Annotated in this window: 14 protein-coding genes; 10 read left to right on the plus strand and 4 right to left on the minus strand. The window is 69.5% G+C overall.

The genetic code is table 11. The features are described from left to right. Positions 1-169 precede the first annotated feature (169 nt). Both ACFRKB_RS04900 and ACFRKB_RS04905 read left to right on the plus strand, forming a co-directional pair. Entirely contained in the window at positions 170-514 is a 345-nt protein-coding gene (locus tag ACFRKB_RS04900; RefSeq protein WP_383103353.1) for a GNAT family N-acetyltransferase, read from the plus strand. A 42-nt stretch (positions 515-556) separates the two neighbouring features. Beyond that, entirely contained in the window at positions 557-1,186 is a 630-nt protein-coding gene (locus ACFRKB_RS04905; RefSeq protein ID WP_383103355.1) for an aspartate/glutamate racemase family protein, read from the plus strand. A 345-nt stretch (positions 1,187-1,531) separates the two neighbouring features. On the opposite strand, the gene gndA is transcribed toward ACFRKB_RS04905, so the two are convergent. Beyond that, positions 1,532-2,974: an NADP-dependent phosphogluconate dehydrogenase gene (gene gndA / locus ACFRKB_RS04910; protein WP_383103356.1), complete on the minus strand. Its 1,443-nt coding sequence runs from the start codon at positions 2,972-2,974 to the stop codon at positions 1,532-1,534. Positions 2,975-3,290: 316 nt separating this feature from the next. Here gndA and ACFRKB_RS04915 point away from each other — a divergent pair, with 316 nt between their 5' ends. The 8 genes from ACFRKB_RS04915 to ACFRKB_RS04950 all read left to right on the plus strand — a co-directional run bounded on the left by ACFRKB_RS04915 (position 3,291) and on the right by ACFRKB_RS04950 (position 12,684). Further along, positions 3,291-4,388 (plus strand): DUF1996 domain-containing protein, encoded by a 1,098-nt coding sequence (locus tag ACFRKB_RS04915; protein WP_383103882.1) that lies wholly within the window; start codon positions 3,291-3,293, stop codon positions 4,386-4,388. 138 nt (positions 4,389-4,526) lie between these two features. Continuing rightward, a complete protein-coding gene (locus ACFRKB_RS04920; RefSeq protein ID WP_383103357.1) occupies positions 4,527-6,296 on the plus strand; it encodes a discoidin domain-containing protein in 1,770 nt (589 codons plus the stop codon). 342 nt (positions 6,297-6,638) lie between these two features. Next, positions 6,639-7,400, plus strand: coding sequence for a DeoR/GlpR family DNA-binding transcription regulator (locus tag ACFRKB_RS04925; protein ID WP_030349305.1), 762 nt, complete (start codon positions 6,639-6,641; stop codon positions 7,398-7,400). A gap of 116 nt (positions 7,401-7,516) precedes the next feature. Beyond that, positions 7,517-8,878 carry an ABC transporter substrate-binding protein gene (locus tag ACFRKB_RS04930; RefSeq protein WP_383103359.1) on the plus strand — a complete coding sequence of 454 codons (1,362 nt, stop codon included), beginning with the start codon at positions 7,517-7,519 and terminating at the stop codon, positions 8,876-8,878. Next, on the plus strand, positions 8,875-9,858 hold the full coding sequence (locus ACFRKB_RS04935) for a carbohydrate ABC transporter permease (protein WP_383103361.1): 984 nt from the start codon (positions 8,875-8,877) through the stop codon (positions 9,856-9,858). The genes ACFRKB_RS04930 and ACFRKB_RS04935 overlap by 4 nt, the downstream gene beginning before the upstream one ends. Further along, complete coding sequence (locus tag ACFRKB_RS04940) at positions 9,855-10,754, plus strand: carbohydrate ABC transporter permease (protein WP_383103363.1); 900 nt, start codon at positions 9,855-9,857, stop codon at positions 10,752-10,754. The genes ACFRKB_RS04935 and ACFRKB_RS04940 overlap by 4 nt, the downstream gene beginning before the upstream one ends. After that, complete coding sequence (locus ACFRKB_RS04945) at positions 10,754-11,743, plus strand: zinc-dependent alcohol dehydrogenase family protein (RefSeq protein ID WP_383103365.1); 990 nt, start codon at positions 10,754-10,756, stop codon at positions 11,741-11,743. Before ACFRKB_RS04940 ends, ACFRKB_RS04945 begins: the two co-directional genes overlap by 1 nt. After that, complete coding sequence (locus ACFRKB_RS04950; protein ID WP_383103367.1) at positions 11,740-12,684, plus strand: PfkB family carbohydrate kinase; 945 nt, start codon at positions 11,740-11,742, stop codon at positions 12,682-12,684. Before ACFRKB_RS04945 ends, ACFRKB_RS04950 begins: the two co-directional genes overlap by 4 nt. Before the next feature lie 74 nt (positions 12,685-12,758). On the opposite strand, the gene ACFRKB_RS04955 is transcribed toward ACFRKB_RS04950, so the two are convergent. The 3 genes from ACFRKB_RS04955 to ACFRKB_RS04965 are packed head-to-tail and all read right to left on the minus strand — an operon-like array spanning position 12,759 to position 15,998. Next, the gene (locus ACFRKB_RS04955; protein ID WP_383103368.1) at positions 12,759-14,114 is read right to left on the minus strand and encodes a GH1 family beta-glucosidase; all 1,356 of its coding nucleotides are present in this window, start codon (positions 14,112-14,114) and stop codon (positions 12,759-12,761) included. 20 nt (positions 14,115-14,134) lie between these two features. After that, positions 14,135-14,995: a carbohydrate ABC transporter permease gene (locus tag ACFRKB_RS04960; protein WP_383103370.1), complete on the minus strand. Its 861-nt coding sequence runs from the start codon at positions 14,993-14,995 to the stop codon at positions 14,135-14,137. After that, on the minus strand, positions 14,988-15,998 hold the full coding sequence (locus ACFRKB_RS04965; protein WP_383103371.1) for a carbohydrate ABC transporter permease: 1,011 nt from the start codon (positions 15,996-15,998) through the stop codon (positions 14,988-14,990). The genes ACFRKB_RS04960 and ACFRKB_RS04965 overlap by 8 nt, the downstream gene beginning before the upstream one ends. Positions 15,999-16,007: the final 9 nt, after the last annotated feature.

A 16,007-nucleotide genomic window follows, 5' to 3' on the forward strand; every position in this document is an offset into this window, starting at 1 on the left:
ACCTGAGGTGGCGCGGAACAGGGGTGCCCGGCGCCTCGACACCCGGTTGATGGAGCCCGGTTGGGCGACGCCGGGGACCGGGCACCGGTACGGACATCCGTGTCGTCGCGCGCGGCGCGCGGGACCGCCGTCCTCCTCGACCGGTCCGACCAGGGAGACTCACCACGCCATGGCAGATCTCAACATCCGCGACAACCGGCCGCAGGGGCGCTTCGAGGCGTACCAGGACGGCGAGGCGGTCGGTGTCATCGCCTACTTCCCGCTGGCCGCCACGCCTTCCGCGCTGGTCGCGGTGCATACCGTGGTGGAGGAAGGGCACGAGGGCAAGGGCATCGCGGGCACCCTGGTACGAGAGTTCTACGCGCTGGCGGCACGCGAGGGCGTGCCCGTCGTACCACTGTGCTCGTACGCGGCCAGATGGGCGCAGCGCCATCCCGACGAGGCGCCCGAGGCCCCGGCCCAGACGGTCAGTGCCGCGCGGGAGCAGCTGAGAGCCTCGCCGCGGCGCTGGTGAGCGCGCGCGACACCGGGCCGAAGGCCGTCTAGCATCGCGATCATGCTGGCGCTGCTGCACACTTCACCGGTTCACGTTCCGGTCTTCGACGCCCTGCGGGACGCCGACCATCCAGGACTCGTCCTGCGTCATCTCGTGGACGAGTCCCTGCTCAGCCGGGCCAGGGCCGAGGGCCCGGAGGCCGTCGCGGCCGATGTCGAGTCGGTACTCGCCGGGGCCGTCGCCGAGGGGGCGACCGCCGCGCTGTGCACCTGCTCGACCATCGGCGAGGTCGCGGAGCGGGCCGCTCCGGCTCTCGGCGTCCCCGTCCTGCGGGTCGACCGGCCGATGGCCGTGGCCGCCGCCGCGGCCGACCGGGTCGTGGTGGTCGCCGCGCTGGACAGCACGCTGGAAGCGACGGTGGCCCTGATCCGGCAGGAGGCGGGGGAGCGGCGCATCGAGGTGCGAACCGTACTGGTCGAGGGCGCGTGGGAGCGCTTCGAGGCCGGTGACCGCGACGGCTATCTGAACGCGGTGGCCGCCGCCGTCGACACCGTCACCGAAGCGGATGTGATCGTGCTCGCCCAGGCGTCGATGGCGGACGCGGCCGAGCGCGCGGCGAGCGACATCCCGGTGTTCTCCAGCCCGCGCCCGGGGCTCAACGCCGCCGCTGCCGCCGCTGTCGCCATCTGACCTCCGCGCGGGTCCGGCGATCGGACGCCGGGGGTACGCGTGGATCCGGCGCGCGTGGGCACGCGCTCCGGGAGACATTGGGAACGCACGACTCCCGCACTTCTGGAGGACCGGCATGACGAGCCTTCCCCCCGATCCCGTACCGCCGGCGCCCACCCCGCCGCCCACGCCGCCGCCGGTCCCGCCTCCGGTGCCGGGGCCCGGACCGGCGCCGGAGCCCGTTCCCTCGCCGCCGAGCCCCGCGCCCATTCCCGAACCCCAGCCCATTCCGCACCCGCCGGGCCCCGACCCCGTACCGGAGCCGGAGCCCTCACCCGGGCCACTGGGTTCGCGTGACTGGCAGCGCTAGCTCGTCGAGACCTCGGAGCGGTCGCCGCCCCAGAGGGTGTGGAACGAGCCCTCGCGGTCCGTGCGCCGGTAGGTGTGCGCGCCGAAGAAGTCGCGCTGCGCCTGGGTCAGCGCGGCGGGCAGCCGCTCGGCGCGCAGCGCGTCGTAGTACGCGAGCGCCGCCGCGAAGCCCGGCGTCGGCACACCCTGGTGCACGGCCGCGGCGACCACCGCGCGCCAGTCGTCCTGCGCCGCGCCGATCTCCTCCGCGAACTGCTTGTCGGACAGCAGGCTCGGCAGGTCCGGCCGGGTGTCGAACGCCCCGCGGATCCGGTCGAGGAACGCGGCGCGGATGATGCAGCCGGCCCGCCAGATCGCGGCGACAGAACCGAGGTCGATGTTCCAGCCGTACTCCTCGCTGCCCGCCTGGATCTGGTGGAAGCCCTGGGTGTACGACACGATCTTCGACGCGTACAGCGCCTGCTCGACCTGGTCGGCGAAGCGCGCCGCGTCGGCCTCGCCGAGCGGGGCCGCCGTCGGGCCGTGCAGCGTGCGGGACGCCTCGCGCAGCGCGGCGTGCCCCGACAGCGAACGGGCGAAGACGGCCTCGGCGATGCCGGAGACCGGGACCCCCAGATCGAGGGCGATCTGTACGGTCCAGCGGCCGGTGCCCTTCTGCTCGGCCTGGTCGGTCACGATGTCCACGAACGGCTTGCCCGTCGCCTCATCCGTGTGAGCGAGCACCTCCGCCGTGATCTCGATCAGATATGAGTCGAGCCGGCCCGTGTTCCAGGACCGGAAGGTCTCCGCGATCTTCGCGGGGGAGTAGCCGGCCACGGACCGCAGCAGGTGGTACGCCTCCGCGATCAGCTGCATATCGGCGTACTCGATGCCGTTGTGCACCATCTTCACGAAGTGGCCCGCGCCGTCGGGGCCGATATGGGCCACGCACGGCGCGCCGTCGGGCGCCTTCGCGGCGATGCGCTCCAGCAGCGGGCCGAGTGACCCGTACGATTCGGCGGATCCGCCCGGCATGATGCTCGGTCCGTGCAGCGCCCCCTCCTCACCGCCCGAGATGCCCACACCCACGAAGTGGATCCCGCGCTCGCGCAGTTCCCGCTCCCGGCGCCGGGTGTCCGCGAAGTGGGCGTTGCCGCCGTCGATGATGACGTCGCCCTTCTCCAGCAGCGGGGCGAACTCCTCGATCACGGCGTCCGTCGGTTCGCCGGCCTTCACCATGATGACCAGACGCCTCGGCCGTTCCAGCGCCGCGACGAACTCGGCCGCCGACTCGGCGGCGACGAAGGTGCCCTCGTCACCGAACTCGTCCACCAGGGCGCGGGTCTTCGACGCGGTGCGGTTGTGCACGGCGACGGTGAAGCCGTTGCGGGCGAAGTTACGGGCGAGGTTGCGGCCCATCACCGCAAGCCCCGTGACGCCGATCTGGGCTGTACCACTCATGCGTGCGCTCCTGGATATCCGTCGGATGTGCCGTGCTCCGCCGGTACGTCCCGCCGGGGAGGGATACGCGCCGTCGGACAAGGCCGTTCACCAATCGTCAAGCCGCCCGGGAGCTTCCGCATTCCGGGCCCTCGTCGCATCGTGCCGTGTCCGGCGCGTGAGCGGCAACAAGGGCCGCGCCCGGGATCGTTCGCGGAGTATTGACACCCTCTCAGCGGCGGCGTAACACTGACACGGCCTTGGAGAGCGCTCTCCCGCAGTGATTTCAAGCGGCATGGAGGTCCGCATGGCCGAGAGACTCCGCACCACCGCCCTGATGTCCGCGTTACTCGTCGCCACCGCACTGGCTCTGGTGGCCTTCGGGTTATCCGCGATTCCGGACACCGCCACCGCCACCGCCACCACCGCGCCCGCGGCCGACCGGCAGGCCACGGCGCGACAGGCGGTGCTGTCGTCCGCCCACGCCGGGCACAAGATGGCGCCCGCCGCCCCCGTACCGTCCGGGGACGACCCCGACGGGGACGGATACATACCGGCCGACCCGCCCGTGACCGGGGTGGAGCCGTCGACCGAAATCCCCCCGCACCGCTACTTCCACGAGTTCCAGGCGAACTGCTCGCCCACGCACACCAGGCCGGACGACCCGATCGTGTACCCGGGTCAGCCCGGCAAGTCGCACGACCACACGTTCATGGGCAACACCACGACCGACGCCCACAGCACCACGGCCTCGCTGAGCGGCGGCGGCACGGCGTGCAAGGCGCCGGGCGACAAGTCCGCGTACTGGATGCCGACCCTGTTCAAGGGGAACACGGCGGTCCTGCCGGTCGGTCCGCAGACCATCTACTACAAGTCGGGCGTCACCGACTACCGTACGGTGCGGCCGTTCCCCAAGGGGCTGCGCTTCGTCGTCGGCAGCCCGACGCAGTCGGCCGACGAGTTCCGCAACCACCCGGGCTGGGTGGAGGGCTGGGAGTGCGGGAACCAGTACAACAACACCGAGATCCCGGCGTCCTGCCCGACCGCCCAGGATGTTCAGCTCAACCTCCGCTTCCAGGCGCCGAGTTGCTGGGACGGAAAGTATCTGGACACCCCGAACCACCAGAGCCATATGGCCTATCCGGTCGCGCAGGGCGCCAACCAGGACGTCTGCCCCACCTCGCATCCGGTGGCTCTGCCGATGATCGAGTTCAAGATGGCCTGGCCCGTCAACGGCGACATGTCGCAGGTCAGGCTGGCCAGTGGGACGGGGCACTCGTTCCACTACGACTTCTTCAACGCGTGGGACGACGCGACGCTGAACGCGCTGGTCCAGCACTGTGTCGTGGGCGGACTCCAGTGTGACGCCCGCGGCTACGACCAGACCCACCCCGAGGCGGGCGCCGCGCTCAACGCGGACTACGAACTGCCCTGACCGGTGCGCTCTCCCCGGTGGGTGCCGCACGCCCAACGGGAAGAGCGCTCTCCCGTATGCGGGGCCCGAGTCCGAGCCAGGGCCCCAGCGCGCACCCGCACCCGTGCCCCCCCCACATCCCGAGGAGACAGACCCTCCATGCACCCACCCGCCGTACTCCCCGAACACCGGCCGGCCGGCCGAGCCCGCCGTCTGGCCCCGCTCACCGTCGCCGCGCTTCTCGCCGCCGGCGCCGTGACCCTCCCGGCTCCCGCCGCGCACGCCGCCGGCAGCGTCGTCAGGGTCACCGGATCACAGGGCTCCTGGCAGCTGACCGTCGACGGAGCGCCCTACCAGATCAAGGGCCTGACCTGGGGTCCCGCGGTGGCGGACGCCGCGCGGTACATGCCCGACGTGAAGTCGACGGGCGCCAACACCGTACGCACCTGGGGCACCGACGCCACCAGCAAACCGCTGTTCGACGCGGCGGCGGCCCATGGGGTCAAGGTCATCGCCGGCTTCTGGCTCCAGCCGGGCGGCGGTCCCGGCAGCGGTGGCTGTGTCGACTATCTGACGGACACCACCTACAAGAACAACATGCTCGCGGAGTTCCCCAGATGGGTGGACACCTACAAGGACCACCCCGGCGTCCTGATGTGGAATGTCGGCAACGAGTCCGTCCTCGGACTCCAGAACTGCTACAGCGGCACCGCGCTGGAGCAGCAGCGCGACGCGTACACCACCTTCGTCAACGAGATCGCGAAGAAGATCCACGCGGTCGATCCCAACCACCCGGTGACCTCCACGGACGCCTGGACCGGTGCCTGGCCGTACTACCGGCGCAACGCGCCCGACCTCGATCTGTACGCGGTGAACTCCTACGGCGATGTCTGCAACATCCGCAAGACCTGGGAGGACGGCGGCTACACCAAGCCCTATATCGTCACCGAGGGCGGTCCCGCCGGTGAGTGGGAGGTGCCGGACGACGCCAACGGCGTGCCCGACGAGCCCGCCGACACGGCCAAGGCGAGCGGCTACACCAGGGCGTGGGGCTGTATCACCGGCCACCCGGGCGTGGCGCTCGGCGCGACACTCTTCCACTACGGCACCGAGTACGACTTCGGCGGCGTCTGGTTCAATCTGCTTCCCGCGGGCCAGAAGCGGCTCTCGTACTACGCGGTGAAGCGGGCCTACGGCGGCAGCACCTCCGCCGACAACACCCCGCCGGTGATCTCCTCGATGGCGGTCGACGGCGCCGCGTCGGTCCCGGCCGGCCGGGAATTCACCGTACGGACGTCGGTCTCGGACCCGGACGGCGACCCGCTCACGTACCAGCTGCTGCTGGGCAGCAAGTACCTGGACAATTCCGGGCAGTTGACGGATGTCCCGTTCACCGACGCGGGCAACGGCACCTTCAAGGTCACCGCGCCCGGCCGGCTCGGGGTGTGGAAGGTCTATGTCAAGGCGTCCGACGGCAAGGGCAATGTCGGTATCGAGACGAAGTCCTTCAAGGTGGTGCCGCCCCCGGTCGGCGGGACCAATCTCGCCCAGGGCAGGCCGGCCACGGCCTCCTCGTACCAGCCCAGCGGCACCGGCTGTCCCTGCCCCGCGGGCAACGCCGTCGACGGCTCGTTCGACACCCGCTGGGCCAGTGACTGGAGCGATCCGCAGTGGATCCAGGTCGACCTGGGCCGCAAAACAGCGTTCCGGCATGTCCAGCTGGCCTGGGAAACCGCGTACGCCAAGGGGTACACCCTCCAGACCTCCGACAACGGCCAGGACTGGTCGACGCTGAGGACCGTGACCGACGGCGACGGCGGGATCGATGACCACGACGTCGCCGGGGACGCCCGCTATGTGCGGGTCAACTCGACGATGCGGGGCACCGCTTGGGGCTACTCGCTCTATGAGTTCGGGGTGTACGGCTGACCTCACCGGTAGCACGGAACCCCGCGGCGGGCCACGGATCTCCGTTGGCCCGCCGCGGAATGTTTAGCCGGCGATTTTGCGTATACGGGCGCCGTCCGCACGTAAAGCATCGACCGCATCGGGCGTCGATCGGGCACGTGTGAAGCGGTATTCGGGCAGTGATCCGCGCAACACCGACCCCGTGATCCGTGATGACCAGCGCAAACGTTCTTGACGAAACGGGCATGAACGGACACAGTCGATGCTGCGAAGAAGCTGGTCGCAGCGGGTCCCTTGCTTGTACAAACGACCCATGAGCCCGAACGGGTGCTGAGCCGCAGCAAAGCAGGGAAGTGTGTCACCGTGGACACCGACGAACGACGACGAGAAATTCTTGAGATCGCCCGGCGTGACGGGTCAGTGGAAGTCAGCGCACTGGCCACGAAACTCCGGGTCGCGAAGGAGACCGTCCGGCGTGATCTGCACGCCCTGGAGGGTCATGGACTGGTACGGCGTACCCACGGCGGTGCCTACCCGGTCGAGAGCGCCGGGTTCGAGACGACTCTCGCGGTACGGACGACCCGGCTCGTACCCCAGAAATCACGGATCGCGGCAGCCGCCGCCGATCTCCTGGGGGACGCGGAAACGGTCTTCGTCGACGAGGGTTTCACTCCCCAGCTCGTCGCCGAGGCGCTGCCGCGCGACCGCCAGCTGACCGTGGTCACCGCCTCCCTCGCGGTGGCGACCGCACTCGCCGAGGCCGAGAAGATCGCCGTACTGCTGCTCGGCGGACGGGTACGCGGCTCCACCATGGCCACGGTCGATCACTGGACCACCAGAATGCTCTCCGACTTCGTCATCGACCTGGCGTACGTCGGAGCGAACGGCATCTCCCGCGAGTACGGCCTCACCACCCCCGATCCGGCCGTCAGCGAGGTGAAGGCCCAGGCCATGCGCAGCGCCCGCCGCCGGGTCTTCGCCGGGATCCACACCAAGTTCGGCGCCGTCAGCTTCTGCCGCTTCGCGGAGGTCGGCGATTTCGAATCGATCGTGACGGACGCGGGCCTGCCGTCGGCCGAGGCACAGCGGTACTCACTGCTGGGCCCGCAGGTCATCCGCGTCTGAATCAGCGGGCACCACCCCCCTATCGCCCTCTCTCCTCCCTCGGTCCGTTCCCCGGTCCGGAGGCGGGGCAGAGCCGTCCCCGAACCCCTCTCGTAACGATGATCAGGAGAAATCTCATGCCCCTCCAGCAACGACGACGCGCCCTCCGCGTGCGTGTGGGTGCGAGCGCGGCCCTGGTGGCCCTTCTCGCGGGGTGCAGCGGCGCGGGCGGCGCCTCCTCGTCCGGAGGGGGTGACACCCTCAATGTGCTCATGGTGAACAACCCGCAGATGGTCGAGTTGCAGAAGCTGACCGCGGACAACTTCACCAAGGACACCGGGATCAAGGTCAACTTCACGGTGCTCCCGGAGAACGACGTCCGCGACAAGATCACCCAGGACTTCTCCAACCAGGCCGGCCAGTACGACGTCGCCACCATCAGCAACTTCGAGGTGCCCTTCTTCGCGAAGAACGGCTGGCTGCACGCGCTCGACGAGTACACCGCCAAGGACAAGGCCTTCGACCAGGGGGACATCCTCAAGCCCCTCCAGGATTCCCTCACCGCGGAGGACGGCAAGCTCTACGGCCAGCCCTTCTACGGCGAGTCGTCCTTCCTGATGTACCGCAAGGACGTCTTCGAGGCGAAGAACCTGACGATGCCCGCGAAGCCCACCTGGCAGCAGGTCGCCGACCTCGCCGCCAAGGCGGACGGCGCGGAGGCCGGCATGAAGGGCATCTGTCTGCGCGGGCTGCCCGGCTGGGGCGAGGTCATCGCCCCGCTCACCACCGTCGTCAACACCATGGGCGGCACCTGGTTCACCAAGGACTGGGAGGCGCAGCTCACCTCCCCGGAGTTCACCAAGGCCACCCAGTTCTATGTCGACCTGGTACGCGAGCACGGCGAGGCGGGCGCGCCCCAGGCCGGCTACGCCGAGTGCCTGAACAACATGACACAGGGCAAGTCGGCCATGTGGTACGACGCCACCGCCGGCGCCGGCTCGCTGGAGGCCAAGGGGTCCCCGGTCAAGGGCAAGATCGGCTACGTACCCGCGCCGGTGGACAAGACGGAGAGCTCCGGCTGGCTGTACACCTGGGCCTGGGGCATGCAGAAGGCGTCCACCAAGACGGAGAACGCGTGGAAGTTCATCTCCTGGGCGTCCAGCAAGGAGTACGAGAACCTGGTCGGCGAGACGATCGGCTGGTCCAACGTGCCCGCCGGCAAGCGCGCCTCCACATACGCCAACCCGGCCTATCTGAAGGACGCGGCGGCCTTCGCCGAGGTCACCAAGGAGGCCATCGCCAACGCCAACCCGCGTGACCCGGGCACCCAGCCGCGTCCCACCGTCGGCATCCAGTTCGTCGACATCCCCGAGTTCACCGACCTCGGCACCAAGGTCTCGCAGGAGATCAGCGCGGCCATCGCCGGCAAGAAGTCGGTCGCCGAGGCGCTCAAGGTCTCGCAGGCGCTCGCCGAGAAGGTAGGCAAGGACCAGAAGTGAGTAGCTCCGTCAGCACCCCCCCACTCTCCCCGGCCGGCGCCAAGCGCCCCTCGGCGCCCCGGCGCGCCGGCCGGGGGGCCCCGGGCCGGGCCCGCGCCTGGGCCACCCGCGCCCCGCTGCTGCCCGCCCTGATCTTCCTGATCGCGGTCACCCAGCTGCCGTTCGTCGCGACGCTGGTGATCTCACTCTTCGACTGGAACTCGCTCGCCCCCGACGACCGCAGCTTCGCGGGGCTCTCCAACTACGGTTCCGTCTTCACCGACGCGAGTCTGCGCGACTCGGTCTTCACCACCGTGCTGCTCACCGCGACCGTGGTGATCGTCAGCGTCGTCCTCGGACTGCTGCTGGCCCTGCTGCTCGACCGTAAGTTCATCGGCCGCGGCTTCGTCCGTACGCTGCTGATCACACCGTTCCTGCTGGTGCCCGTCTCGGCCGCGCTGCTGTGGAAGCACGTCCTCTACAACCCCGAGTACGGCCTGCTCAACGGCGGTTGGGCGTGGTTCACCGGGCTCTTCGGGGTCACCGACCCCGCCCAGCCCGACTGGATCTCCGACATGCCGCTGCTGGCGGTCGAGGCATCCCTGATCTGGCAGTGGACGCCGTTCATGATGCTCATCCTGCTCGCCGGACTCCAGAGCAGGCCCGCCGAGATCATGGAGGCCGCGAAGCTGGACGGCGCGACCGGCTGGCAGATGTTCCGCTTCCTGACCGTGCCGCATCTGCGCCGCTATCTGGAGCTGGGCGTCCTGCTCGGATCGATCTACATCGTGCAGAACTTCGACGCGGTGTTCACACTCACCTCGGGCGGGCTCGGCACCGCGAACCTCCCGTACACCATCTACCAGACCTTCTACCAGGCTCACGAGTACGGACTGGCCTCGGCCGCCGGAGTCGTCGTCGTGATCGGCACCATCGTGATCGCGACCTTCGCCCTGCGCGTCGTCTCGTCCCTCTTCAGTGAGGAGGCGAACCGGGCATGAGCACACTCTCCGTACCGAACACCGCCGCGTCGTCACGCCCCCGCATCGACAAGTACGCCCCCGCCGCCCGGCGGGCCAGGCGGCGCTCCGCCGGGCTCGGGCTGCTGGCCTGGATCGTCGGCATCGTCTTCTGCCTGCCGGCACTGTGGATGCTGCTGACCTCCTTCCACTCGGAGACGGACGCGGCGACCAACCCGCCGTCCTTCGCCGCGCCCCTCACCCTCGACAGCTACCGGGTGTTCTTCGGCGAGGGAGGCGGCGCCAGCCCCTGGCCGCCGCTGATCAACTCCCTGACGGCGTCGCTGTTCTCCACGCTGTTCGTGCTGGTGCTGGCGCTCCCGGCGGCGTACGCGCTCTCCATCAAGCGGGTGGAGAAGTGGACGGACGTCATGTTCTTCTTCCTCTCCACGAAGATGCTGCCCGTCGTCGCCGGACTGCTGCCGGTGTATCTCTTCGCCAAGAACGTCGGCATGCTGGACAACATCTGGCTGCTCGTCATCCTCTATACCTCAATGAACCTGCCGATCGCGGTATGGATGATGCAGTCCTTCCTCGCGGACGTGCCGGTCTCCATCATCGAGGCCGCGCAGGTGGACGGCGCCCGGCTGCCCACGGTGCTGATGCGGGTGGTGGCGCCGGTGGCCGCGCCGGGTATCGCGGCCACCTCGCTGATCTGCTTCATCTTCAGCTGGAACGAGCTGCTCTTCGCCAGGGTGCTCACCGGTGTGACGGCTCAGACCGCACCCGTGTTCCTGACGGGCTTCGTGACCAGCCAGGGGCTCTTCCTCGCCCAGCTGTGCGCCGCGTCCGTCGTTGTGTCCCTGCCGGTGCTCGCCGCAGGTTTCGCCGCCCAGGACAAGTTGGTCCAGGGCCTTTCTCTTGGAGCTGTTAAGTAATGAGGGCAGCGATCGTCGAAGCCGTCGGCAAGGTCTCCGTCACGACGGTTCCCGACCCCACCCCCGGCCCCCGGGATGTGGTTGTCGCCGTCGCCGCGTGCGGGATCTGCGGTACCGATCTGCATATTCTCCAGGGCGAGTTCGCGCCCACCCTGCCCATCGTGCCCGGTCATGAGTTCGCCGGGGAGATCGTGGAGATCGGCTCCGAGGTCACCGAACTGTCCGTGGGCGACAAGGTCGCTGTCGACCCGTCCCTGTACTGCAACGAATGCCGGTACTGCCGCTCCGGCCGGGGCAATCTCTGCGACCGGTGGAACGCGATCGGCGTCAGCAAGCCCGGTGGCGCGGCCGAGTTCGCCGTCGCGCCGGTCGCCAACTGCGTCAAGCTGCCCGACCACATCGATGTGAAGGACGCGGCGCTGATCGAGCCGCTGTCCTGCGCGGTCCGCGGTTACGACGTACTCCGCTCCACCCTCGGCGCGGATGTGCTGATCTACGGTTCCGGCACCATGGGCCTGATGATGCTGGAGCTGGCCAAGCGCACCGGCGCCGCCGGCGTCGATGTCCTGGACATCAACCCGGAGCGGCTCGCGACCGCCACCAAGCTCGGCTGCTCGCGCTCCGGCGCGACGGCGGACGAGTTCGACCGGCCCGGCGGCTGGGATGTCGTGATCGACGCCACCGGCAACGCGGGCGCCATCCAGGACGGCCTCGGCCGGGTGGCCAAGGGCGGTACGTTCCTCCAGTTCGGCGTCGCCGACTACGCGACGACCGCGGTCATCGAGCCGTACCGCATCTACAACCAGGAGATCACGATCACCGGCTCCATGGCGGTGCTGCACAGCTACGAGCGGGCCGCCGCGCTCTTCGCCACCGGCGTTCTCGACCCCGCCGTGTTCATCAGCGACCGGCTGCCGCTGGAGCAGTACCCGCAGGCCATCGAGCGGTTCAAGGCGGGCCAGGGACGCAAGATCGTGGTCCAGCCGTGAGTGAGGGTCCCGAGGTCCGCTCCGGCGCCGTCCTGGTGATGGGCGAGGCGCTGATCGACCTCGTACCGGTGCCGGACGAGCCGGAGCTGTACCGGGCCCAGCCCGGCGGCGCGCCCGCCAATGTCGCCGCGGGGCTGGCCCGGCTCGCCACGCCCAGCTGGTTCGCCGGCGCGCTCGGCGGCGACGGCTTCGCCCGCATGATCGAACAGCGGCTGGTCTCGGCCGGTACGGAACTGGGCCTGTGCGCGCGCTCGGAGCTGCCCACGACGCTCGCGGTCGCCGACCCGGGCCCGGACGGCACGAGCTACCACTTCCATCTCCAGGACACCGCGACCTTCCGGCTGCCGGACCACTCGGCGGTGGTGGACCGGTTCGCCGCGGTGTACGTGGGCGGGGTCGCCGCGGTCGTCGAACCGGCGGCCGGGGCGGTCGCGGCCACCGCCCGCGCGGGCGCCGAACGCTCGCTGCTGGTGGTCGACCCCAATGTGCGCGAGGACCGGACCATCGACCCGGAGCCGAGCGCCCGCCGGCTGCGTGAGCTGTGCGAACTGGCGCAGGTCGTCAAGGCGAGCGACGAGGATCTGGCGCGTCTGTGGCCGGACACCGATCCCGACGGGACCTGCCGGCGGCTGGCGGCGGAGGGCCGGCTCGTGATCCTCACCCGCGGCGCCAAGGGCAGCACGGCCTACGCGGGCTCCGCGGAACCGGTCTCCGTACCCGCGGTGCCCGTCGAGGTGGTCAACACCATCGGCGCGGGCGACGCGTTCATGGCCGGCGTCCTCACCTGGCTGAGCGCCAACGGCGCGCACCGCGAGGGCGGGGTCGCCGGGCTGTCGCGCGACCGGCTGGAGGAGATGCTCGTCCTGGCCTCCCGGGTGGCGGCCTCGGTGGTCGCCCAGACCGGTACGGAACCCTCGCTGCCCGACGACGGTCGCGGCTGACGGGTACGTCCGTGACGGCCGGAGCCGCCGCCCCGTCGGTCAGGGGCGGCGGCTCCGGCACGTGTCATCGCGCGTCAAGCGGCCCTGCGTCCCCGGGCGTTCGCCGCGCGGATGATGTCCGCGTAGTGGTGGCCGCTGCCCTTGATGGTGCGCCGCTGCGTCGCGTAGTCCACATGGACCAGACCGAACCGCTTGTCGTAGCCGTACGCCCACTCGAAGTTGTCCATCAGCGACCAGGCGAAGTACCCGGCGAGCGGCGCGCCCTTCGCCACCGCCCGCGCACAGGCCGCCAGATGCTCGTCCAGATACCTGGCCCGCTCGGGGTCGTCGACCGTGCCGTCCGGGGCGACGGTGTCGGGGAAGGCCGCGCCGTTCTCGGTGACATAGACGCGCCGCGCGCCGTACTCCTCGGTGAGCCGCAGCAGCAGCCGCTCCAGGCCCTCGGCGTGCACCTCCCAGCCCATATGGGTGTGGCGCGCGTCCGGTACGTCGACCTGCCGGGCGAACGGGGCCGCCCCGGTGGGGTCGTCCCGCACGATCTGGCGGAAGTAGTAGTTCAGCCCCAGCCAGTCCAGCGGCGCCGCGATGGTCTCCAGATCGCCCGGCCGCGCGGGCAGCTCCACGCCGTACAGATCGAGCATGTCCCGCGGATAGCCACGGCCGTGGATCGGGTCGAGCCACCAGCGGTTGGTGTGGCCGTCGGCCCGTACCGCCGCCGCGCGGTCGGCCTCGCTGTCGCTCGCCGGCTCGATCGGGCTGAGGTTGTTGACGATGCCGACCCGGGCGTCCGAGGAGGCCGCGCGGAGCGCCTGTACCGCCAGACCGTGTCCGAGATGGAGATGGAACGAGGTGTGCACGGCCGCCGTGAGATCGGTGATCCCCGGCGCCATCGTGCCTTCGAGATGGCCGATCCATGACGAGCACAGCGGCTCGTTGAGGGTCGCCCAGTCCTTCACCCGGTCGCCCAGACGCTCGGCGACGACCGACGCGTACCGCGCGAAGTGCTCGGCGGTGTCCCGAACCGGCCAGCCGCCCCGGTCCTGGAGCGCCTGCGGCAGGTCCCAGTGGTAGAGCGTGGCGAACGGTGTGATGCCCGCGTCCAGCAGGCCGTCCACCAGCCGGTCGTAGAAGTCCAGGCCGGCCCGGTTCACCGGCCCGTCGCCGCCGGGGACGACACGCGGCCAGGCGAGCGAGAAGCGGTACGCGTCCACACCGAGCCGCTTCATCAGCCCGATGTCCTCGGGCACACGGTGGTAGTGGTCACAGGCCACATCACCGTTGTCGTTGTTGTCGATCGTGCCGGGGGTGTGCGAGAACGTGTCCCAGATCGAGGGGGCACGGCCGTCCTCGGCCACGGCTCCCTCGATCTGGTACGCGGCGGTGGCGACGCCCCAGGTGAAGTCGTGGGGAAGGGCGTTGAGGTCGTTCACGGACTGCCTTTCTGGAGGGGTCACTTCACGGCGCCCGCGGTCAGGCCGGCGACGAGGTAGCGCTGGAGAAGGAGGAATCCGACGACCACCGGCACGCTGACGACCAGCGAAGCGGCCATGATCTGGTTCCAGTAGACGTCGTTCTGGGTGGCGTAGCCCTGGAGACCGACGGCGAGGGTCCTGGTGGTGTCGTTGGTCATGACGGAGGCGAAGAGGACTTCGCCCCACGCGGTCATGAACGCGTAGACGGCGACGGCGACGATCCCGGGGACCGCGGCGGGCACCACCACACGGAACAGGGCGCGGATGGGTCCGCAGCCGTCCACCATGGCCGCCTCGTCGAGCTCTCGCGGGATGGAGTCGAAGTATCCGATCAGCATCCAGATGGAGAACGGCAGCGAGAACGTCAGATAGGTGAGGATCAGACCGCCGCGCGAGCCGTACAGCTCGACGCCCGTGCTGTTCCCGATGTTCACGAAGATCAGGAACAGCGGGAGCAGGAAGAGGATGCCGGGGAACATCTGGGTGGAGAGCACCGCTACGGTGAAGACGCGCTTGCCGCGGAAGCGGTAGCGGCTCACCGCGTACGCGGCGAACACCGCGATCACCACGGACAGCACGGTCGCCGAACCCGCCACGATCAGCGAGTTCACGAAGTACTTGGCGAGCGGGACGGTCGTCCAGATGTCGAAGTACGGGCGGATCGTCAGATTCGTCGGGAACCACTGGAACGTCCCCGAGACGTCCTGGAGCGGCTTGAGCGAGCTGCTGACCATCACATAGACGGGCAGCAGCGCGAAGGCCGCCAGCGCCGTCAGTACGACGCGGCGCGTCCAGATGAACGACCGCGGCGGCGCGATGGGAGACCTGAGCCTAGACATCCGAGCCCTTCCTTCCCCGGGAGGTGAGGAACAGATAGACCGCCGTGACCAGCAGCAGGAAGAGCAGCAGCAGAACGGACATCGCGGATCCCGAGCCGAAGTTCCAGGTGACGAACGACGACTGGTAGATATGGATCGAGATCAGGTCCGCCGCTTCCGGCGCCGACTTGCCGAACAGCACATACGGCGTGTTGAAGTCGTTGAACGTCCACAGGAACAGCACGAGCACCAGCACCTGGTTGACCGGGCGCAGCGACGGCAGTGTGATGCCGCGGATCTGCTGCCAGATGCCCGCTCCGTCGATGGAGGCGGCCTCGTAGAGATCACGCGGGATGTTCTGGAGCGCCGCCATCAGCATCAGGAACGCGAAGGGCCAGGACTTCCAGAGCGAGACGACGACCAGCGCGATGAAGCTGTTGTTGCCGATCAGCCAGAACGACGGTGTGCCGGTGAGGCCGAGCTGGTCGTGCAGCACGTGATTGATGAGGCCGTTGTCGTGCTGGAACATGAACGCCCAGGTGATCACCGCCGCGTACACGGGCAGGGCGTACGGGATGAGGAAGACCGTCCGCAGAACGCTCCGGCCGCGGAAGTTCTCCTGGAGCATGATCGCCGCCGTCACCCCGAACAGCCAGGACAGCCCGACGGAGAGCACGGTGAAGGCACAGGTCACCAGGAACGACTGGAGCAGTGCCTGGCCGATCGGGGCGTCGAAGTAGATGGCGATCCGGTAGTTGTCGAAGCCGGCGAAGGGGGAGTTGCCCCAGTTCCGGATGAAGAACTGGGTGAGCTGCCGGAAGCTCACCCAGATCCCGATCACCATCGGGATGAGGTGGATGAGCAGTTCGAGCACGACGGCGGGCAGCAGCAGGAGGTAGGGCAGACCGCCCTGACGGATCCGCTCGGGGATGCGCGGCAGACGTCGTCCGCGCGCACCCCCGCTGTCCGTCCTCTCCGTATCGCCCGCCCTGTGCCCACTGCTGGGTGTCACGGTGGCGGTCATGGGGAGGGC

This window comes from Streptomyces scopuliridis, assembly GCF_042790125.1.
Classification (GTDB): domain Bacteria; phylum Actinomycetota; class Actinomycetes; order Streptomycetales; family Streptomycetaceae; genus Streptomyces; species Streptomyces scopuliridis_A.

What these genes read in the sequence shown, in the direction of transcription:
- ACFRKB_RS04900 (WP_383103353.1), top strand. Translation starts at nt 170, where the DNA reads ATGGCAGATCTCAACATCCGCGACAACCGGCCGCAGGGGCGCTTCGAG.
- ACFRKB_RS04905 (WP_383103355.1), top strand. Translation starts at nt 557, where the DNA reads ATGCTGGCGCTGCTGCACACTTCACCGGTTCACGTTCCGGTCTTCGAC.
- gndA (WP_383103356.1), bottom strand. Translation starts at nt 2,974, where the DNA reads ATGAGTGGTACAGCCCAGATCGGCGTCACGGGGCTTGCGGTGATGGGC.
- ACFRKB_RS04915 (WP_383103882.1), top strand. Translation starts at nt 3,291, where the DNA reads ATGTCCGCGTTACTCGTCGCCACCGCACTGGCTCTGGTGGCCTTCGGG.
- ACFRKB_RS04920 (WP_383103357.1), top strand. Translation starts at nt 4,527, where the DNA reads ATGCACCCACCCGCCGTACTCCCCGAACACCGGCCGGCCGGCCGAGCC.
- ACFRKB_RS04930 (WP_383103359.1), top strand. Translation starts at nt 7,517, where the DNA reads ATGCCCCTCCAGCAACGACGACGCGCCCTCCGCGTGCGTGTGGGTGCG.
- ACFRKB_RS04940 (WP_383103363.1), top strand. Translation starts at nt 9,855, where the DNA reads ATGAGCACACTCTCCGTACCGAACACCGCCGCGTCGTCACGCCCCCGC.
- ACFRKB_RS04945 (WP_383103365.1), top strand. Translation starts at nt 10,754, where the DNA reads ATGAGGGCAGCGATCGTCGAAGCCGTCGGCAAGGTCTCCGTCACGACG.
- ACFRKB_RS04960 (WP_383103370.1), bottom strand. Translation starts at nt 14,995, where the DNA reads ATGTCTAGGCTCAGGTCTCCCATCGCGCCGCCGCGGTCGTTCATCTGG.
- ACFRKB_RS04965 (WP_383103371.1), bottom strand. Translation starts at nt 15,998, where the DNA reads ATGACCGCCACCGTGACACCCAGCAGTGGGCACAGGGCGGGCGATACG.